General features: G+C 39.6%; 16 protein-coding genes, 4 tRNA genes and 1 riboswitch. Of the genes, 5 read left to right on the forward strand and 15 right to left on the reverse strand.

Annotation, left to right across the window (positions count from 1 at the left end; translation table 11 throughout):
- Nucleotides 1–129: 129 nt before the first annotated feature.
- Together R3X26_RS01630 and R3X26_RS01635 are read right to left on the reverse strand one after the other, a co-directional pair.
- A complete protein-coding gene (locus tag R3X26_RS01630) occupies nt 130–3,243 on the reverse strand; it encodes a multidrug efflux RND transporter permease subunit (protein WP_317715369.1) in 3,114 nt (1,037 codons plus the stop codon).
- Nucleotides 3,243–4,361 (reverse strand): efflux RND transporter periplasmic adaptor subunit, encoded by a 1,119-nt coding sequence (locus R3X26_RS01635; RefSeq protein ID WP_317715370.1) that lies wholly within the window; start codon nt 4,359–4,361, stop codon nt 3,243–3,245. The genes R3X26_RS01630 and R3X26_RS01635 overlap by 1 nt, the downstream gene beginning before the upstream one ends.
- Nucleotides 4,362–4,747: 386 nt before the next feature.
- On the opposite strand from R3X26_RS01635, the gene R3X26_RS01640 reads away from it, so the two are divergent.
- The 3 genes from R3X26_RS01640 (at nt 4,748) to R3X26_RS01650 (ending at nt 5,235) form a co-directional block, all read left to right on the forward strand.
- Nucleotides 4,748–4,832: transfer RNA gene (locus R3X26_RS01640), tRNA-Tyr, on the forward strand.
- A 117-nt stretch (nt 4,833–4,949) separates the two neighbouring features.
- Nucleotides 4,950–5,034, forward strand: a tRNA-Tyr gene (locus tag R3X26_RS01645).
- Nucleotides 5,035–5,150: 116 nt separating this feature from the next.
- Nucleotides 5,151–5,235, forward strand: a tRNA-Tyr gene (locus R3X26_RS01650).
- Nucleotides 5,236–5,502: 267 nt separating this feature from the next.
- Here R3X26_RS01650 and oppF read toward each other — a convergent pair.
- The 10 genes from oppF to moaA form a co-directional block, all read right to left on the reverse strand.
- Entirely contained in the window at nt 5,503–6,504 is a 1,002-nt protein-coding gene (gene oppF, locus R3X26_RS01655) for a murein tripeptide/oligopeptide ABC transporter ATP binding protein OppF (protein ID WP_317715371.1), read from the reverse strand.
- The gene (locus tag R3X26_RS01660) at nt 6,501–7,472 is read right to left on the reverse strand and encodes an ABC transporter ATP-binding protein (RefSeq protein WP_317715372.1); all 972 of its coding nucleotides are present in this window, start codon (nt 7,470–7,472) and stop codon (nt 6,501–6,503) included. The genes oppF and R3X26_RS01660 overlap by 4 nt, the downstream gene beginning before the upstream one ends.
- Nucleotides 7,473–7,504: 32 nt before the next feature.
- Nucleotides 7,505–8,407: an oligopeptide ABC transporter permease OppC gene (oppC, locus tag R3X26_RS01665; RefSeq protein ID WP_317715373.1), complete on the reverse strand. Its 903-nt coding sequence runs from the start codon at nt 8,405–8,407 to the stop codon at nt 7,505–7,507.
- Nucleotides 8,408–8,422: 15 nt separating this feature from the next.
- Nucleotides 8,423–9,343: an oligopeptide ABC transporter permease OppB gene (gene oppB / locus R3X26_RS01670; RefSeq protein ID WP_317715374.1), complete on the reverse strand. Its 921-nt coding sequence runs from the start codon at nt 9,341–9,343 to the stop codon at nt 8,423–8,425.
- A 107-nt stretch (nt 9,344–9,450) separates the two neighbouring features.
- Nucleotides 9,451–11,079, reverse strand: coding sequence for an ABC transporter substrate-binding protein (locus R3X26_RS01675; protein WP_317715375.1), 1,629 nt, complete (start codon nt 11,077–11,079; stop codon nt 9,451–9,453).
- 603 nt (nt 11,080–11,682) lie between these two features.
- The gene (moaE, locus tag R3X26_RS01680) at nt 11,683–12,138 is read right to left on the reverse strand and encodes a molybdopterin synthase catalytic subunit MoaE (protein WP_317715376.1); all 456 of its coding nucleotides are present in this window, start codon (nt 12,136–12,138) and stop codon (nt 11,683–11,685) included.
- A gap of 1 nt (nt 12,139) precedes the next feature.
- The gene (gene moaD / locus R3X26_RS01685; protein WP_317715377.1) at nt 12,140–12,385 is read right to left on the reverse strand and encodes a molybdopterin synthase sulfur carrier subunit; all 246 of its coding nucleotides are present in this window, start codon (nt 12,383–12,385) and stop codon (nt 12,140–12,142) included.
- Between the two features lie 34 nt (nt 12,386–12,419).
- A complete protein-coding gene (gene moaC / locus R3X26_RS01690) occupies nt 12,420–12,899 on the reverse strand; it encodes a cyclic pyranopterin monophosphate synthase MoaC (RefSeq protein WP_317715378.1) in 480 nt (159 codons plus the stop codon).
- Between the two features lie 30 nt (nt 12,900–12,929).
- On the reverse strand, nt 12,930–13,442 hold the full coding sequence (moaB, locus tag R3X26_RS01695) for a molybdenum cofactor biosynthesis protein B (protein ID WP_317715379.1): 513 nt from the start codon (nt 13,440–13,442) through the stop codon (nt 12,930–12,932).
- A gap of 21 nt (nt 13,443–13,463) precedes the next feature.
- Nucleotides 13,464–14,453, reverse strand: coding sequence for a GTP 3',8-cyclase MoaA (gene moaA, locus R3X26_RS01700; protein WP_317715380.1), 990 nt, complete (start codon nt 14,451–14,453; stop codon nt 13,464–13,466).
- A riboswitch (molybdenum cofactor riboswitch) is annotated at nt 14,442–14,616 on the reverse strand. Its footprint overlaps the gene before it by 12 nt.
- 234 nt (nt 14,617–14,850) lie before the next feature.
- Here moaA and R3X26_RS01705 point away from each other — a divergent pair.
- Nucleotides 14,851–15,738 carry a YvcK family protein gene (locus R3X26_RS01705; protein WP_317715381.1) on the forward strand — a complete coding sequence of 296 codons (888 nt, stop codon included), beginning with the start codon at nt 14,851–14,853 and terminating at the stop codon, nt 15,736–15,738.
- A gap of 60 nt (nt 15,739–15,798) precedes the next feature.
- Here R3X26_RS01705 and R3X26_RS01710 read toward each other — a convergent pair whose 3' ends face one another.
- From R3X26_RS01710 to uvrB, 3 genes are all read right to left on the reverse strand, one after another.
- Nucleotides 15,799–16,134, reverse strand: a complete 336-nt coding sequence (locus tag R3X26_RS01710; RefSeq protein WP_317715382.1) for an Hpt domain-containing protein — start codon at nt 16,132–16,134, stop codon at nt 15,799–15,801.
- A gap of 54 nt (nt 16,135–16,188) precedes the next feature.
- Nucleotides 16,189–17,640, reverse strand: a complete 1,452-nt coding sequence (gene luxO / locus R3X26_RS01715; protein ID WP_317715383.1) for a quorum-sensing sigma-54 dependent transcriptional regulator LuxO — start codon at nt 17,638–17,640, stop codon at nt 16,189–16,191.
- Between the two features lie 412 nt (nt 17,641–18,052).
- A complete protein-coding gene (gene uvrB, locus R3X26_RS01720) occupies nt 18,053–20,083 on the reverse strand; it encodes an excinuclease ABC subunit UvrB (protein ID WP_317715384.1) in 2,031 nt (676 codons plus the stop codon).
- A gap of 635 nt (nt 20,084–20,718) precedes the next feature.
- Between uvrB and R3X26_RS01725 the strand changes: the two genes are divergently transcribed.
- Nucleotides 20,719–20,794, forward strand: a tRNA-Asn gene (locus tag R3X26_RS01725).
- The last annotated feature ends 81 nt before the right edge of the window (nt 20,795–20,875 follow it).

The following is a 20,875-nucleotide window of genomic DNA, read 5'->3' on the forward strand; positions in this document are numbered from 1 at the left end:
TTTCCTATAAAAACTATTTTTCAAAAAATAATTTTATTTAGAACATTGTAACGAGAAAGATAACAGCAAGCGAATGGCGAGTGTTCCTACTACTGATGCGAATAGAAACACCACCAACGTGCTTGATCTCTAACCGTGATTTTTTCTCGTCAATGTTTCCATTGAAAGTTGCTTATTTAGCACATCTTCAACATGTCCTGGAGATTGTGTGGAAGCAGAAATCAATCGATACATGGCAGGAATAACAAACAATGTCACTAATGTGGCAAACGCCATACCAAAGAAAATAACCGTACCTACAGCAATACGACTTTCATATCCTGCGCCTGTTGAAATAATAAGCGGAATAGAACCAGCTAATGTTGTAAACGCTGTCATTAAAATTGGGCGCAAGCGTCGAGCCGAAGCATCAATGATCGCTTTTTCAAATTCGATGCCCTTATCTCGCAACTGGTTGGCAAACTCAACGATTAAGATGCCATTTTTGGTCACCATACCAATAAGCATGATCATACCTATTTGGCTGTAAATATTAAGTCCTTGCTGCATGATGAAAAGACCTAAAAACCCGCCAAAAACCCCCATAGGGACAGTAAACATAACCACCAATGGGTTAATGAAACTCTCAAACTGAGCCGCCAAAACTAAATAGGCAACTAGTAGAGCTAAAGCAAAGACAATTAATACTCCTGCTTGGTTCTCTTTATAATCTTTAGATTCACCAGAATAGTCGACAGAAATATCACCCGGGATAAGCTCTATCGCTTTGGCATCAAGAAAATCTAATGCGTCACCCAATGTGTAACCTTCCACTAAGTTTGCAGAAACCGTCACTGCTTTCTTCTTGTTATAGTGAGAAAGACGCGTGGCTGAGGCTATCTCCTCAATTTTGGTAACCGCATCTAACGTCACCAATTCTCCAGAATCTGTACGCATGTATATCTGACTCAGATCGTTGGCGTTATTAAAACTATTCTCGTCTCCACGCAAGTAAACATCATACTCTTCGCCTCTCTCAACAAAAGTAGTCTCACTTTTCCCTCCTAACATTATTTCCAATGTATCAGAGATATCCGTCACCTTAATGTCAAGTTCAGCTGCTCGCTGTTTATCTACAGTAATTACTAACTCTGGCGTTTTTTCCGAATAATTTATTTCAGCCCCTTCCATCATCGGACTTTCTTCGGCAGCATTTTTCAACAGCTCAGCCCATTTCTGTAATTCGGCATATTCTGAACCACCCAAAACAAACTTCACTGGTTCACTAGACCCGCCTCTAAAACCAGGCACAAAAGGGAAAACTCTCGCATCAGGAATACCAGAAAGAGCTTTACGAATAATAGCTAACGCTTCACTAGAAGATTCTTCTCTTACATTCCAATCTTCTAAAATCATAATAACAAAGCCCGTTTCATCACCAGCATTACCACCAAAAGCAGGGGTTTGAATACTAAATGATTTCAATACACCTTTCCCTAATAACGGGATTAATTTTTCCTCAACAAGATCCATATTTGCCGCCATACGATTGTAACTCGTGGCGTCAGCACCACGCACAAACGCAAACAGCACCCCTCTATCTTCTTGTGGCGCAAGCTGTTGAGGAATATTGTCCATTAAATAATAGCTGCCTCCAATGCAACCAAGAATAATTATCGGAGCAACCAATCTAATTCTCATCGCTTTGCGCAGTAAAAATTTGTAGCCATTTTCTAATTTCGTAAACAACCACTCTACCAATCGGTTAAAACCATTCGGCTTCCCCTGATTTTTTAAAAACTTACTGGCTAGAACTGGCGTGAGTGTCAATGCAATTAAAGAAGAAAAAATCACCGACATCGACAACAGTACCGAGAACTCGGTAAACAATAACCCAACCATGCCATCCATAAAGGAAATAGGCAAAAACACCATCACTAACACTAATGTCGTGGCGACAACCGCAAAACCTACTTCACGAGTCCCTTTAAATGCCGCAACCAACGGGGATTCGCCTTGTTCGATATGATGAAAGATGTTCTCAACCACTACAATGGCATCATCCACCACTAAACCAATAGACAGAATCAGTGCCATTAAGGTGATAAGGTTAATAGAAAAACCAAAGAAATAAGCCGAAATAAACGCAGAAATAAGGGAGACTGGAACGGTAATGGCTGGAATTAATGTGGCACGTGCTTGACCGATGAATATATATAACACCAGAATAACCAATCCACCGGTAATAAACAGTGTATTGTAAACTTCTGAGATCGATCTATCGATAAACACGGTAGAGTCGTAATCTATCGCTAATCGAGTTCCATCTGGTAAAAACTTTTGTATATCTTCTACTTGTTTATGTACTAATTGCGCTACCTCTAGCGGGTTAGCATCCGATTGCGGCACAATCCCCATACTAACGTTGACTATACCGTCACTTTTAAAGGTCGAGTTTTCATTCTCAGCACCAATGAACACATCAGCAATATCCTTTAAATAGATCGGCGTTCCATCGCTTGCGCGCCTAACCACTAAGTATTCAAAATCACTGGTTTGTGTGTAACTTCTTGCCGTTCTTACTGACATCACAACGGCGTCGTTTCTCACTTCACCACCAGGACTTTCTAAGTTTTCTTCTCGAAGTGCAGAAGTGATGTCCGAAACAGTAACCCCACGCCCAGCCATAAGATCAGGTTTAAGCTTTACGTACATAACTTTGTACAAACCACCGGTAATATCAACAGAGCTTACGCCGGTAATTAAACTAAACCTATCAATCAGTGCTCGTTCAATATAATCGGTAAGTTGGGTTCTATCCATTTCAGTAGAACTTAAATTAATATAAACCGACGCTTCTCCACTGCCATTGTTTTTGTAAACCAATGGTTCATCAGCTTCATCAGGTAAACGACTTTGTGCTCGTGCTACTGCATCTCGAACATCACTCACACCGCTATCTAAGTCGTAACCCAGATTAAAAGTAATGGTTATACGTGAAGAGCTATTTCGCGTAGTGGACGTAATTTCATCTATACCGCTAATACCGGATAATTGATCCTCAATAACAGAGGTAATTTGGCTCTCAATAATAGTGGCCGATGCTCCCTCATAACGCGTTGTGACGGAAACAACCGGATTTTCAACGTCTGGCATTTCTCTTACTGCCAGCCGGTCAAACGATACAATACCAAACACCACCAGTAGCAAGCTAAGTACCACCGCTGCTACAGGTCTTTTAACCGAAACATCAGATAACCACATTATTTAGCTTCCTTTGCTGTTTTATCTTCTTCCGTGCTGTCTTTTTCTTTATTACTTTTGTCTATGCTGCCTTTGGCCGCTCTAGTTGCTTGTTCTTCAACTAAAGAACCATCTCGCATGTTAACGATACCTTGAACAACGATACGTTCACCTATCTGTAAGCCTTTAGTGATAACCACTTCATTTTCAATACGAGCACCAAGAACAACTTCGGTTTTCTTGGCTTTATTTTCCGAGTCGACAACGTAAACGTAACGCTTGGTACCTGAATATTGCAGCGCTTGAACTGGGATAATTGGTGCATCAATTGCTGGGAACTCAATTGTCGCTGACATAAGCATGCCAGGTTTCAATTGATTATTTGCATTGTCAAATTTAATACGAACACGAAGATTCAACGTTTCACTGTTAATGCGGGTATCAATGCCGGTAACTTCACCTTCAAAAGTTACGCCTTGCCATGCACTACTAGTTGCATCAACAATCATCCCGTTAGATAACATGGAAAGAAAACGTTCTGGAACCTGAAGATCTAAGCGCATACTGGATAAGTTATCCAACGTAAGCAATTCGGTACCTGAGTTAACCATTTTTCCGCGGCTGAAATCGATAAAGCCGATAGTGCCTGCGAAAGGAGCTGAAATATGTAAATCTTTCAATTGTGCGTAAACGGCATCTAAACGAGCGTTGGCGATATCTACACTCGCTTTTTGAGCGTCTATTTCGGTTTGAGTAATCGCGCCTTTTTTGGCTAGTCGTTGATATTCGGTGAGTTTTCTTTTTTCATCTCGCAAATAAGCACTGGCCTCTGAAATGGCCGCTTTAGCTTTATCCTCATTCAACTGAACAAGCAGATCACCTTGTCTTACTTTTTGGTTAGCTTTGACATTAATCGCATCGATTTTCCCAGAAACCTCTGAGGAGATAACTACCGATTCTTCTGCTTCTAACTTACCAACTAACGTTAACGTTTGCGCGATTTGATGAGTCGCAACTTGTTCGGTAACCACTAATATACTCTTAGGTTTAGAAGAGCGTTCAGGCCCTGCCGCATAACTGGCAGTCGTGGTCGAGACAATAAATGAAACAATAAAGGCCACTAGTTTGATATTTTTCATGTACATAACTCATAGACGTCGTAAAGTTTGATTCTAGCAAGTAATTTATCATAGCAACGTAAAGTAATGTAAATGTTAACAAAGAAACCCGTATTATATGTGCTTGAAGTAAAACAACTCACTTAAAACACAACCATATATACGCTACAAAAAAGCACAGAATGTCGATTTTCTAGCATCTTTGTTGAAAAAGGCATCAATCGAACTAAAAATCTAATAAAATACTTTACAGCTTTAACGAGTTTGCTATTATGCAGCTCCTCGGTTAGAGGCGGTATTAAGGCCAAAATAGAGAAATCTTATTTTACTTTGCTTTTAATACCAAACGGTTAGTATTGGGACTAACCAAGGCACTAAAAGAGATTATTTAGTACCTAAAATACCCTGGAGGGGTTCCCGAGTGGCCAAAGGGAGCAGACTGTAAATCTGCCGGCTCCGCCTTCGATGGTTCGAATCCGTCCCCCTCCACCATATTTATATTATAAATTTCGCTAAGCGGCGAATTTTGTAATTGACCTGTTTACGGTCAACTAATTTTAAGGTTACATTTGGGAGTAACCGTAGATTGTAAAAAATCTAAAACACCCTGGAGGGGTTCCCGAGTGGCCAAAGGGAGCAGACTGTAAATCTGCCGGCTCCGCCTTCGATGGTTCGAATCCGTCCCCCTCCACCATATTTATACTACAAATTTCGCTAAACGACGGATTTTGTAATTGACCTATGAAGGTCAACTAGCTTTAAGGTTACATTTGGGAGTAACCGTAGATTTTAAAAAATCTAAAACACCCTGGAGGGGTTCCCGAGTGGCCAAAGGGAGCAGACTGTAAATCTGCCGGCTCCGCCTTCGATGGTTCGAATCCGTCCCCCTCCACCATATATTAAAAGACCAATTCTTCGGAGTTGGTCTTTTTTTTACTCTACTATTTAGGCGACTGTCCCTATAACACTTCTACAAGAAAAGTACTTTAAACGGGAGCCTGCCACAAAAAATAGCATCCTGAATCGGTGCCTGTCCCGATAAAAAACGACTGAAAGTGGTGCCTGTCCTTAAAACATTTATCTCCACACATAAAAAAACGCAGCGATGAAACGCTGCGTTTGAGTTTGTAACTGACTAAATCACCGATATTATATTCGCAACTTAGCTTACATGGATACACGACACAGCATGCTGGTCTGTCCCTTTAAGCTGTGGTTTTTGTTTGGCGCATTCGTCCGTTGCTATTGGGCAACGTGTGCGAAAAACACAACCAGATGGCGGACTAATAGGTGATGGAAGATCACCTTCAAGCATTTGAATGACTTTCTCACGTTCTAACTTTGGATCAGGGATAGGCACCGCTGACATTAACGCTTTAGTATAAGGGTGTTTTGGCGCAGCAAATAACTCTTTTCCTTCAGCAAGCTCAACTGCATTACCTAAATACATCACCAAGACACGATCAGAAATGTGTTTTACTACCGACAAATCGTGAGCAATAAAGACTAGACTTAACCCTAATTCTTGTTGTAGCTCTTTTAATAAGTTAACAACTTGCGCTTGGATGGAAACATCCAAAGCCGATACAGGCTCATCACAGATAATCATCTTAGGCTTAAGAATAAGCGCACGTGCGATACCTATACGCTGACACTGACCGCCAGAAAACTCATGTGGATACCGGTTGACTAAGTTTGGTAACAGCCCCACTTTATCCATCATTTCTTTCACGCGAAGTTTTACTTCTTGTTTAGTCAGTTTAGGATAGAAAGTTTGCAAGGGCTCAGCAATGATATCGCCAATATTCATACGTGGATTCAATGATGCCAACGGATCTTGGAAAATCATTTGAATATCTTTACGTGTTTCACGACGTTGAACATCTTGCATTTTGGTCAAGTCTTGACCTAGCCACAATACCTCACCATCGGTTGCTTCAACAAGGCCGATAATTGCACGTGCGAATGTCGATTTACCACAACCCGATTCACCCACCACGCCCAACGTTTCACCTTCATATAGGCGAACATTAACACCATCTACCGCTTTTAGATTTGACGGTTTAGACCATGGCCACGCTGATTTAGAAGCAATGCTGAAATGAACTTTTAGATTATTGACATCTAGCAGTAATTTTTTCTCTGTATTCGTTTGGTTACTCATTTTTCCCAAGTCTCCCATTCAGAAAAACAGGCACGTTGACGATCATGACCAAATGGCAGCAATTTAGGTGCTTCGGTCATACAACGCTCGGTTACACGGTGGCAACGCTCTTGATACGGGCAGCCAGGAGGTAGTCGAAGTAAGTTTGGCGGATTGCCAGGAATAGTCGGTAACACCTCGCCTTCTGTATCTAAACGGGGAATCGCTCTCAGTAATCCTTCGGTGTATGGATGACTTGGTTTGTAAAATATTTCATCAACTGAACCATATTCCATAGTTCGACCAGCATACATCACTAACACTTTGTCACATGAACCAGCCACAACACCCAAATCATGCGTAATCATAATAATAGCGGTGTTGAACTCTTTTTTGAGTTCATTAAGCAGGTCCATGATTTGCGCCTGAACTGTAACATCTAATGCGGTAGTTGGTTCATCGGCAATGAGTAGCTTAGGACGACACAGCAGTGCCATCGCTATCATTACGCGCTGACGCATACCTCCAGAAAACTCATGTGGATACATGGTAATACGTTTACGCGCTTCAGGAATTTTAACCGCTTCTAACATACGAACCGATTCTTCGAATGCTTCTGCCTTGCCCATGCCTTTATGCAGCATTAATACTTCCATTAGCTGGTCGCTAACTTTCATATACGGGTTTAGTGAAGTCATGGGATCTTGGAAGATCATTGCGATCTGTTCAGCACGAACTTTATTCAGTTCGACTTCTGGCAGATTAAGAATATCTTTTCCTTCAAATTCCGCTTTACCTTTGATAATGCCGTTTTTCGCCAGTAAACCCATAATGGCAAACACAGTTTGAGATTTACCTGAACCAGATTCACCCACAATACCTAAGGTCTCACCTTGTTCTAAAGTGAAATTTAAATCATTAACTGCGGTAACAATACCATCTTGAGTGGTAAATTCGACACGCAGGTCTTTGACATCTAATAAACTCATTTTTCTTTCCAGTATATTTTTAAGCGCTATGCTTATCTGTCTTTAGGATCCAACGCGTCACGAAGACCGTCGCCAACATAGTTAAAGCAGAAAAGAGTCACAACCATAAAGCAGGCTGGGAATACTAACTGCCAAATCGCCACTTCCATGGTTTGGGAACCTTCTTGCAACAATGCGCCCCAACTTGTCATTGGCTCTTGAACACCAAGACCTAAGAAAGATAGAAATGATTCGGTTAAAATCATGCTTGGGATTAATAGTGTTGAATAAACAGCAACAATACCAAGAACATTAGGAACAATATGACGGGTGATAATTTTCCAATTACTCACCCCACTAACGTGCGCTGCTTCAATAAACTCTTTACTACGCAAACTTAGTGTCTGACCACGTACAATTCGCGCCATATCAAGCCAAGCAATCGCACCAATGGCAACAAATATAAGTACGATATTGCGACCAAAGAACGTTACCAATACAATCACCAAAAACATAAATGGAACGGCGTACAATATTTCAAGAATACGCATCATAACGCGGTCAGTTCTGCCCCCGATATAACCAGATGTCGCCCCATATAATGTACCAATAAGTACAGCTACAAACGCTCCAAGCACTCCAACCATTAGCGATATTCGACCACCAATTAGAGTTCGAACATAAAGGTCACGACCCAAACTATCCGTGCCAAAAAGATGAGCAGCGGAAGGTGGCTGATGCAACGCATACCAATCGGTATCGTCATAAGTAAACTCAGCGATCATAGGTAAAAATATTACCGCTAAAATCATTACGGTTAGAATAGCGAGACTCACCATGGCTGCTCTATTGCGCATAAAGCGAATCCGTGCGTCTTTCCATAAACTGCGACCTTCAATTTCTAAATTTTCAGAGAACTTTTCGATCGCATCAAGGTTTTCTTTTTTCGTTAACATAATATCCGTACCTAATTAATAACGAATCTTCGGATCAATAGCCGCAAGCAAAATATCAACAACAGTGTTGAATAAGATAAATAAGAAGCCGATTAAAATAGTGACTCCCATTACTAGCGAATAATCTCGGTTAAATGCAGCATTGACAAATAGCTTACCGATACCTGGCAAACCAAAAATGGTTTCAATAACAACCGAACCGGTAATAATACCAACAAAAGCAGGTCCCATATAAGAAACAACCGGTAACATAGCTGGCTTTAAGGCATGCTTAATAACGATGTATCGATAGCTCAAGCCTTTTGCACGAGCGGTACGGATAAAGTTACTATTTAATGTCTCAATCATACTGCCTCGAGTAATACGGGCAAATGTGGCTACATAGAGCAGTGACATACCTATGACTGGCAAAAACATATATTGGAATGACCCATCTAGCCACCCACCCGCAGGAAACCAACCTAAATTTATTGAAAACAAATAAATAAGTGCGGGAGCTAACACAAAGGACGGCATGACAACCCCAATCATGGCCGTGGACATGATCATATAATCTACCCAAGTATTTTGCCGCAGTGCAGCAATGGTACCTACGCTCACACCCATAACTAGAGTGAAAAGAAAGGCAGCAAAACCAACTTTAGCTGATACAGGTAATGCACCGGCTACCAGTTCATTAACTGTAAAGTCTTTATACTTGAATGACGGTCCAAAATCACCTTGTAATACGTTGGTCAAATACGTGGTGTATTGTTCAAATACAGGCTTATCTAAGCCGTACTTAGCATTAATATTTGCCATTACTTCCGGCGGTAATGGACGTTCTGTAGAGAACGGGTTACCGGGAGCAAAGCGCATGAGAAAAAAAGAGATTGTAATCAATACCAATAAGGTTGGAATTGCTTCAAACACTCTTTTTGCGATGAATTTAAACATAAACTCACTCTTTTTAGTCTGTGACAATATTTATAGTAGTAAACAAAAAGACGCTGCATGTGGCTTCACATGCAGTGTCCAATAATTATTATTTTTATATAGAGGGCTTACTCTTTGATATAAAGATCTTTCGAGTAAATTTTATCTTCAGCATTATTTACTGGGAAACCACCAACATTCGGGCTAACTAAACGTGCCTTCACATATTGATAGATAGGTGCGATAGGCATGTCTTTTGCCAGTAACACTTCCGCTTCAGCGTACAATGCATTGCGCTCACTATCATTTGTTGAAAGCAGTGCTTTTTGCATTGTTTCATCATAAGCTGCGCTATTGTACTTAGGATCGTTAGAGCTGTTGTTACTTTGCATCAAAGAAAGGAACGTTGATGCTTCATTGTAATCGCCACACCAACCTGCACGAGTTACATCAAAGTCACCTTGACGACGCGTATCTAAGTACGTTTTCCACTCTTGGTTTTCTAATTCAACTTTAACACCTAAAGATTTTTTCCACATAGATTGAATTGCTGCTGCAATTTTCTTATGGTTTTCAGACGTGTTATACAGAAGCGTAAACTCAAGTGGATTGTTATCTGTGAAACCCGCCTCAGCAAGAAGACGTTTTGCTTCTTCGTTACGTTCTGCTTGAGTCATTTTACCGTAAGCTGGAAGCTCAGGGTTAAAGCCAGCAATAATTTCAGGCGTTAGGAAATAAGCAGGTTTTTGACCTTGGCCGAGTAAGAACTTAGTAATAACGTCACGATCAATAGCATAGGATAATGCTTTACGAACACGAACATCGTCAAACGGCGCTTTTACGTTGTTAAAGCCATAATAATACGAACACAAGTTACCTTGAATAGACACTGATTCTGGGTGATCTTTCTGTAAACGCTTAAAGTGCTCGTTTGGTAATTCATTGGTAACGTTAATCTCACCAGAAAGAAAACGGTTCATTTCCGCAACTTGGTTTTCGATAGGAAGATACGTGACTTTGGTTAACACTGTATGAGCATTGTCCCAGTAATTTTCGTTCGGAACCATTTCAATACGTTCGTTCACAACCCACTTGCTCATAACGAACGCACCGTTACCAACAAAGTTTTCTGGTTTGGTCCACTGGTCACCAAATTTTTCTACTGTCGCTTTATGGACAGGTTTCACCGTAGTGTGGCCCATCATCATTACAAAATAAGGTACAGCAGTTGTTAGTTTTACTTCCAACGTATACGGGTCAATCGCTTTTACACCAAGTGTTTCTTTATCAGCTTCGCCAGCAATAATTTCTGCTGCATTCACCATATTGGTCATTTCTAAATACCAAGAGTATGGAGACGCAGTCGCTGGATCAACAGCACGCTTAAAGCTATAGACAAAATCTTCCGCTGTTACTGGATCGCCATTAGACCATTTTGCATTGTTACGTAAATGGAAAATAAACGTTTTGTTGTCTTCAGTTTCCCATGATTCAGCAACACCAGGAATTGTATTGCCATCTGCATCTTGGTTCACAAGACCTTCTAGAAGATCACGAATAACGTGAGATTCTGGCACACCTTCTGTTTTATGTGGGTCAATCGACGCCACTTCAGTGCCGTTACCACGAACTAGCTCTTGGCTCTTAGCAAGTTTAGTTCCTTCAGGAACGTTAGCTGCAAGCGATGAAAAAGAAGTCGCGGCAACAGTTAAGCTAGCACCCAGTAAAAGGGCTTGTGTAATTTTATTTTTAAACATGCAATTAACTCCAAATAATTTTATTTTGCATCCATGACGTCTTAATTAGGGGACTCGAACGATCGGCAATTTGGGTCAACTAGTTACTGTAAAAATCCCAAAGCCCTAAAAAAGATTGCGGAATAAGGTAGCAATAATAAAAATTATTATCCATAAAACGTGAGAACTAACGCTTTATTTTCTCGATTACATCAATTTTTCTGATAAGTTGCTTCAAAAACGTACTTACATCACTAACTATCAAACACTTACTATTTATGCGGAATAATAGCTATAAATATTCAAAAATAATGGGACACTAGCAATCAATAAATTATTTAACATAAAGTTATAGGTGAAAACGGATTTACTTTCTGCGTATTTATTCAAATATCACAAGATATTTAATAAAGAAAACACATTATTAATCTGCTGTTTATATTTTAGTCATCATAATTATTTTATTTTTTATAATGTAAATTAAATTTTACACGTTTAGAGTAAAAACGTAAAAAAACCAAGCGATTAGTCGATTTGGTTTTTTTATAGAAAATAATGGGATTAGCGAGGATTTAAAAAAAGTGTATAAAATAAACAGATTGGTATAAAAACAGACAGACGAGGTTATTTCTCCCATCGAGATGCAGCATTTTGATCGGATTCTTTTGCTTCTATCCAACGATTTTTTTCACTGGTCCGCTCTTTTTTCCAAAAAGGCGCTTTTGTTTTTAAAAAATCCATAATGAATTCACACGCATTAAACGCGGCTTCTCTATGCGCACTCGTTACGCCAACAAAAACAATTTGATCACCAATATCCAATTCGCCAAATCGGTGTATTACGCGAATGTTTAATAATGGCCAGCGCTGAAATGCTTGATCACAAATATCATTGAGTGATTTTTCTGTCATTCCTGGGTAATGTTCAAGCGTAAGCCCTATCACACTATTACCAAGATTCATGTCTCTGACTTTTCCGGAAAACATGGCAACGGCTCCTGCCGATGTGCCTTCAGCTAATTGAGCATATTCATCAGCAACAGAAAAATCTTCGGTAATCACTGAAACAGAGTAGTTCATATTAACCCCCAGTCACTGGCGGGAAGAAAGCGACTTCATCACCCTCTTTTATTTCGCTGTCTAAAGCACAAATCGTCTGGTTAATCGCGACCAATAGCTTTCCTGCATCCAATGCAAGTGCCCATTTGTCGCCTTTTTTACATAAATCCGCTCTAAGCTGTTCTGCAGTTGAGTATTTGGCTTCGATTTGCAGTTCATCAACAGCAACAATTTCTCTAATTTGAGCAAAAAATAGCACTTTTATCATTATTTCACCTTGACGTAATCGTTCTACTGCGAGGTCATTGTTCTACTTTGAAATGACCCGATTTACCACCGGTTTTTTCTAGTAAACGAATTTGACCTATTACCATATCTTTTTGCACTGCTTTGCACATATCGTAAATCGTTAACGCTGCGACGGATGCGGCAGTCAATGCTTCCATTTCCACGCCTGTCTTACCCGCTAATTTACACAGTGATTCAACTCGAACCAGATTATCTTCCTCAACAGCATGCAAGTGAACTTCTACTTTAGACAAAAGCAATGGATGACAAAGCGGTATCAAGTCCCATGTCTTCTTTGCCGCTTGAATACCAGCAATACGAGCGGTGGCAAACACATCACCTTTGTGATGACGGCCAGACACAATTAATTGCAAAGTTTCAGGCGCCATATGAATAAAAGCTTCCGCTCTTGCTTCGCGTACTGTCTCGGCTTTCGCCGACACGTCTACCATGTTAGCTTCACCAGAAGCACTAATATGTGTAAATTTTTGCATAGTATTTGACGGTCCTTAACCGAATAGAATTTAAACCGCTAAATGAGGCATGAAGTTACAGGGACGATGACTTGCATCTAGCTGTTGTTTAATAATTTTAGTCCAGGCTGTTTTACACGCTCCTGTCGAACCAGGCGTTGCAAATATCACAGTATGGTTAGCAAATCCGGCTACCGCTCTAGATTGAATGGTGGAGGTCCCTATCTCTTGATAAGACACATAACGAAATAACTCACCAAAACCTTCAACTTGCTTGTCAAAAAGAGGCAATAATGCTTCCGGGGTGTTATCTCTTGAAGTAAAACCTGTACCGCCGGTAATAAGTACCACCTGTACATTTTCATCCGCGATCCATTGAGAAACAATGGCACGAATTTTATATTTATCATCAATAACTATTTTTTTCTCCGCAAGATTATGGCCTGCATCTTTAAGTTGATCGGCATAATATTGGCCAGAGGTATCATTGTCTTCAGTTCGAGTATCAGAAACCGTTAAAACGGCGATATTTGCAGGTTTAAATTCACTAACTGCGTGTCCCATTTTTTCACCTATGTTCGATTTTTATCCGCCAATTGAAGCGAGGTGTGGTGTCATTCCCGTGTTGCCATCTTGTAAGAAGTGGCTTACGGATTTACTTTGAAGTTGCGTTTGAATACGCTCCATTAACGCGTCAGCTTGCTCATCTTGTTGTAACAGGTCTCTAAGCTCAACACCTTGATCACCAAAAAGACAAAGGTGTAATTTACCCAAGGCAGACACTCTTAATCGATTACAGCTTTCGCAGAAATGTTTTTCGTAAGGCATAATTAAGCCAATTTCGCCCTGATAATCAGGATGAATAAACACCTTAGCAGGACCGTCATTTGCTTCTCTTACCTTACTGACCCAGCCTTCTGCTATTAGTTTATTTTGTATACTCACGCCTGACTTGTGGTACTTGCTAAAGAATGAATCCATCTCACCCGTTTGCATAAGTTCAATAAAACGTAGTTGAATCGGTCTATCTTTGATCCAATTAAGAAAGGCTGGCAATTCACCGCTATTAAGGTCTTTCATCAAGACAACATTGACTTTGACTTGTTGATATCCCACTTCAAACGCCCTATCAATACCGGATATCACTTTCGAAAATTTATTTTCACCGGTTATCTGGTAGAACATTCTTGGATCAAGACTATCTAAACTAACATTGATATGCGTTAAACCCGCCTTTTGCCAGTTTTCAACTTGTGATTCCATTCGATAACCATTGGTTGTGGTTGCAACCTTCTCTATTCCTGGAGTATCAGCAACCACTTGAATAATTTCATTAAAATCACGACGTAGACTTGGCTCTCCGCCAGTAATACGCACTTTAGAAGTACCACTATTGGCAAATGCACTAACGATTCGTTTTATTTCAGCTATAGATAAAAAAGACGAGTTTTTTAGCCCAGATGGTTTATAACCATCAGGCAAACAATAGGTACATTTGAAGTTACAGACATCTGTAACAGAAAGGCGCAAGTAATAAAACTTGCGCTTAAATTTATCTTCGAATTGTATCGCCACGGAACACCTTTCCAAACACGGGAGGCTGACTCATTTCTAAGTGAACCCTTGTGGCAATATGCCACTGGCCTTGATCGCTTATTAAAAGTTAATTGTTCAACAAAACATCTCAAACGAATTAAAAACTAAACTTAGCAATAAAGGCTCGGAGTTATGGCTGCTAATCATTACGTTTGATTAACTGCTGTCCATTAAAATACTTAATTCCCATTTATAATTCTACCGATAATCACATTTTTTTTGTCACTAAGCACACTTTATTCAAGATATACTACTTAAGGTGTAGTTAGTAAAATATCGACATAGGTACACAATTTATGTAACGGTAATGTGCGATTATTAGTAAGTTTGGCTATAAAAAATAAGTGTCTAGCAATTAATATAAGAATAATATTTGATGAATGTATATAAAAACAAAAAAGTGGTCGCAATTGGTGGTGGACATGGTTTAGGCCGAATGCTCGCTGCGCTTAAAGACTTTGGTGATAATGCAACAGGAATCGTTACAACCACTGACAATGGCGGATCGACAGGGCGTGTGCGATCTTGTCAAGGTGGCATCGCATGGGGAGATACCAGAAATTGTATCAATCAGTTAATTACCGACCCATCTGTTGAATCAATGATGTTTGAATATCGATTTAAAGGTGCTGGAGAACTCAACGGACACAATTTAGGTAATTTAATGTTAGTAGCGTTAGATAACTTGTCGGTTCGACCTTTAGAGGCAATACGTTTAATTAGGAACATGTTGAAAGTGGATGTCAATATTGTCCCGATGTCTGAACACCCATCTGACTTGAGAGCTCTATCATTAAGTGGTCAATGGGTAGTAGGCGAAACTAACGTTGACGAAATGCAAACTGAATTACAGCGTCTCGATTTGGAACCAGAAGTACCTGCGACTCAAGAAGCGTTACTCGCTATTGATACTGCGGATTGTATCATTCTTGGGCCTGGAAGTTTCTTAACAAGTATAATGCCACCACTTCTTCTTCCAGAAATCGGTCAGGCTATTTTCAAAAACAAACAAGCTAAGGTGATTTTTATTGAAAATTTGTCAGCAGAAATGGGGCCTGCGGGGAAAATGACACTAGAACAAAAATTACAGTGGTGTCAACGGGCATGTCGAGGGCGTAAAATCGACATCGTGTTAGGAGAACAACCTCACCCTGAATTAGAAAAAAATTGGCAATGCGTCACCGCTGATCTAGCATCACCAAATAGAGAGTGGCGGCATGATAGAGACAAGCTAACGGAAGCAATATTGTTACAGCTTCAATAATTCTGACGATTTAGAACCTCAGTAAGCAACATCAGTCGCATGTTAGAGAGTTAAATTTTACTAACTTAACAGCCCTTCGTACGCAGTGATGGTTGCTTGTAAACTAGTCAATATCAAATTTTGGTAGTACTCGGTTGATACTGGCTGGCCAGTTTTTGATATTGCATCAATCTGTTTTGCTACATCACATAAATCATCCGCGCCAAAACTGGCTGCGCTGCTTTTTAATGCGTGGCTAATATCGCTTAAATTTCGCTGTAAATCCTCACCACTATTAATAACAAGCTGATATTCACGTAACTCACTTAAAAAAATATCGAGTAAGGTCGGCAAGTAGTCATGGCCAATTTCATTACATAAATTATTTATTTTTTCTGAATTCAGATATGTAATCACTGTTTTTGTTCTCCTAGCTATGACTTATTCAACTCTAGAAATCAACATCCAACGTCATTTCCACGTTTGGCGTTTTCTATAAATAGTAGATGGACTTACTTCTAATGCATTCGAGGCTTTGGGTATATTGCCATTAAACGCTTTAATCGCCTGTTCAATGACTTGCTTTTCTGCCAACCAAAGCGGTACGACTTCATCTGGAGAGATTAATTTAACGTCTGACAATGATTGGTCAGAGTTAACTGTTAAGTCTAAACTATCTACTGAATTTTGTTCGTTTGCTTTGTCGTAAGCAATTTCTGTGCTCACTTGGTTAAGTGGCGGTGGTAACATACTTAATTCAATTTCTTTTCCATGGTTGAGAACCACTGCATTTCTAATCACATTTTGTAACTGACGAACATTTCCCGGCCATTCGTAAGAAATAAATCTTGCAATCACATCAGGTGAAAAACGCATAAATGACTTTTCTTCCTCTAGCGAAATATAGCCCAATAATGAATAAGCGATCTCAACAACATCTTCACCTCGATCTCTAAGCGGTGGCAGATGCAATGGTATAACGTACAAGCGATAATACAGGTCTTCTCTAAAACGGCCTTGTTGAACTTCTTTCCATGGGTCACGGTTAGTTGCGCAAACAAAACGTACATCAACGCTTTTCATTTTAGAAGATCCAACTTTTTGAAACGTACCGGTTTGGATGAAACGCAGAAGCTTGGTTTGCAGGTCTAGATCCATTTCACACAATTCATCTAAAAATAAAGTGCCACCGTTAGCCATTTCAGCCGCGCCTTGGCGCTCAGTTGCAGCCCCAGTAAATGCGCCCTTCACATGACCAAATAGTTCACTTTCAATCAAATCTTTAGGAATTGCAGCACAGTTGATTGCTATAAATGGCTTATCTCTTCGCTTACTTGCAGCATGTATCGCCTCTGCACAGACTTCCTTTCCTGTGCCACTTTCGCCAGTAATAAAAATACTGGCTTTACTGGTCGCGGCTGAATCTATGGTTTTATAAACAGAAAGCATCATCTGGCTGCTGCCGATAAACCCTTGGTAGTTGTTTCGACTGCGCACACTTGCCATTTCTTCATTACCGATACTCTTCGTTTTTTCGGCTTTGCGAATAGCATTGTTTACTGTCACTCTTAACCTATCGGCCTCACAAGGCTTGATAAGAAAGTCCTGTGCACCATGTCGCATCGCATCAACCGCGATATCAATCGAGCCATGTGCCGTCATAAAAATGATAGGTACTGCCGGATATAAATGACTGACAGTATGAAGCACATCCATTCCTGTCATATCGGGTAACCTTAGGTCTAATAAGATTAAGTCTGGTATGCGCTCGGTTAACATTTCTAGAGCTTCTTTTCCCGTGCCGACTATCTTTACTTCTACTCCTAGTGGCGTTAGAAAAGACTTATATAAAGCTGCAACTGAAGCTGTATCTTCAACCATCAATATGTATTTTGTCTTGGGAGTCAGATCTAATTTATTCATGAAGTCGCCTTTGGCTGATACGTTATATTCTAAATTATTTTGGCTGAACTGGCATTTTCACATCAATCGACTTCATAGTCAGCTGTCAATCATGTTGCAATATAAGAAATAATTGCATTCTGATATGCAAAATGCAATTTAAAATAAAAAATATATTTACTTCATCAATACTAAATTACGATATGAAAGGATTTTTAAGTTGGCATGATTACTGCTAAATAAAAAGAGACCCTATTGGGTCCCTAGCCAACTGACGTTGTTAGTGGATAAAGTTTCCACAAAGTGAAGCCAACCGGAGTGATTCCAGTTGGCTATTTTTTTATCTAATTTTCATCTCTATGAGCCAACCATAAACAACCAATGGGCTCACGTTAATTTGTAAAACTAACGACTCCACTAAATAAAAAGTAAATCAGCTATTAGCGATAAATTGCTTTCTTAGTGACTCGATTTGATCTCTCTTTTCCGCCGCAAGCTCAAATTCCAAATTTTGTGCATGCTGGAACATTTCTGTTTCTAATTTAATTATTTCTTTCTCCAATTGCTGAGGAGTGAGAACTTGATAATTCTTAGACGGTTCGGCAACTTTAGATAATGGGACTTGTTTTGATGCCCTTTGATTGCGGGTTTTAGCGATATCACCAATTTCCATAATATCTTTGATATTTTTCTTCAGCGCCTGAGGCACGATATTATTCTCAGCATTATATTGTTGCTGTTTACCTCTTCTTCTTTCTGTTTCATCTATCGCTTTTTGCATAGATTTAGTAATTCGGTCGCCATATAGAATAGCCTTACCCTCTAAATTCCTCGCCGCTCGACCAATTGTTTGAATTAATGAACGTTCTGATCGTAAAAAGCCTTCTTTATCAGCGTCTAAAATAGCAACCAAAGACACTTCCGGCATATCAAGGCCTTCTCGCAATAAGTTGATTCCAACTAAAACGTCAAATTCACCTAAGCGTAAATCACGAATTATTTCTACACGTTCTACCGTATCAATATCAGAATGTAAGTAACGCACCTTCACATCATGCTCGCTAAGGTACTCAGTTAAATCCTCAGCCATTCTTTTCGTCAAAGTGGTGACAAGAACACGCTCATCTTTGTTACTTCTTATTCGAATTTCAGACAATAAATCATCGACTTGAGTAGCAACAGGCCGCACTTCAATATTTGGATCTAATAAACCGGTGGGACGAACGACTTGATCGGCGATATCGTCAGCCGATTTCTCTAATTCATAATTTCCAGGTGTAGCTGAAACAAAAATCGTTTGCGGGGCCAATGCTTCAAACTCATCAAATTTCAAGGGTCTGTTGTCTAGCGCAGAAGGCAAACGAAAGCCAAATTCAACTAAGGTTTCTTTTCGCGAGCGATCGCCTTTAAACATTGCGCCTATCTGAGGAACGGTAACGTGAGATTCATCAATGACAAGCAAGCCGTCTTTCGGTAGGTAATCAAATAATGTCGGAGGTGGCTCACCCTCTGCACGACCACTTAAATACCGTGAATAATTTTCTATACCAGAACAAAAACCAAGCTCATTCATCATTTCCAAATCAAACTGTGTTCTTTGGGAAATTCGTTGTTCTTCAAGCAATTTATTATTTTCTAATAAATAAGCGGTACGTTGCTTTAATTCCACTTTTATTTGTTCTATAGCCTCAAGAATCTTTTCTCTCGGAGTAACATAGTGGGTTTTGGGATAAATAGTAAAGCGAGGTAAGTCTTTCTGGCTAACCGCACCGGTTAGTGGATCAAAAATGCTTAAGCACTCTATTTCATCATCAAACATTTCAATACGAACCGCTTCTTGATCCGATTCAGCAGGAAATACATCAATCACTTCACCACGGACTCTAAACTGACCACGCTCAAACGTAACATCATTTCGAGTATATTGAAGTTCAGCAAGCCGGCGAATAATGTCTCTTTGGCCAATATGGTCACCTCTGGTCACATGCAACATCATTTTCAGATAGGAATCAGGATCTCCTAAGCCATAGATAGCCGATACTGATGAAACAATAATGGCGTCTTTTCGCTCTAATAGTGCTTTGGTTGCCGAAAGCCGCATCTGTTCAATATGCTTGTTAACCGATGAATCTTTTTCGATAAAAGTATCGGTAGTTGGGACATAAGCTTCAGGCTGATAATAATCATAATAGGAAACAAAATATTCAACCGCATTATTAGGGAAAAAAGCTTTCATCTCACCATAGAGTTGCGCGGCAAGTGTCTTATTAGGAGCAAGCAGAATAGTCGGACGCTTAGACTGAGCAATAACATTTGCTAAAGTAAAAGTTTTTCCTGAACCTGTTACACCAAGTAAGGTTTGGTGGGCTAAGCCATTATCTAATCCATCCAGTAATTTCTGTATTGCAGTTGGCTGATCTCCTGCCGGCTGATAATCGGAGACAAGGTTATATTGTTTGCTCATATTCTAGGTTCTTATATTTTGCTTAAATGACGCTGATAATCGTAGCACTCATGATGTGTTCGATCTCTCTTTTCGCTAAGATAACGATTTTAAGGTAACAACGCGATGGCTAATTAGCTAAATTTAGGTACCCCAAGCTAGGATTTTGTTCTATTAGTTAGCTAAATAGGTTATTGGTAAACAATCTTATAAAAAATAGAATAAATACTCTCTTGGCAGTAGATCAAAGCAATTATTTTTGATAATATCGCTCCCCTTTCACGAATTAACTCATTACCTTTCATTTATTTCATCCACTTGTTGTCCCCAATTTAGTATCAATTCGCTGCTTTAACGACCTATTAATAACTTCTGCTAAAAATAAAAAATCAAATAATATTTGATAAAAAAACTTATATTTCAAAAAGTTATGGGGAAATTTAGTATTATTTTAGCCAACTCAATCTTACTGCTATTTTTTTATCCCATTTTAATTAACAGACTTATCCACAAATTTAGTGGATAAGTAAGCCTAGCCTTTTATTGATAAGGCTTATAGAAAAATCAAGAAAAATCATTGTTTTTTTTTGATAAAGATTTTAATTCTGTGGTTGACAGTTTTCATTGGCATCGCTAATATTCGGTGCTCAAACTATTCCCCCTTAGTTCAGTTGGTAGAACGGCGGACTGTTAATCCGTATGTCGCAAGTTCAAGTCTTGCAGGGGGAGCCAAATTAGACAAAAAAAGCCACTTAGCTTAGCTAATGTGGCTTTTTTTGCATTAGCAGTCACCGTAATTGGTAAAAAAAACAC

The organism is Vibrio sp. TH_r3, assembly GCF_033101115.1.
Classification (GTDB): domain Bacteria; phylum Pseudomonadota; class Gammaproteobacteria; order Enterobacterales; family Vibrionaceae; genus Vibrio.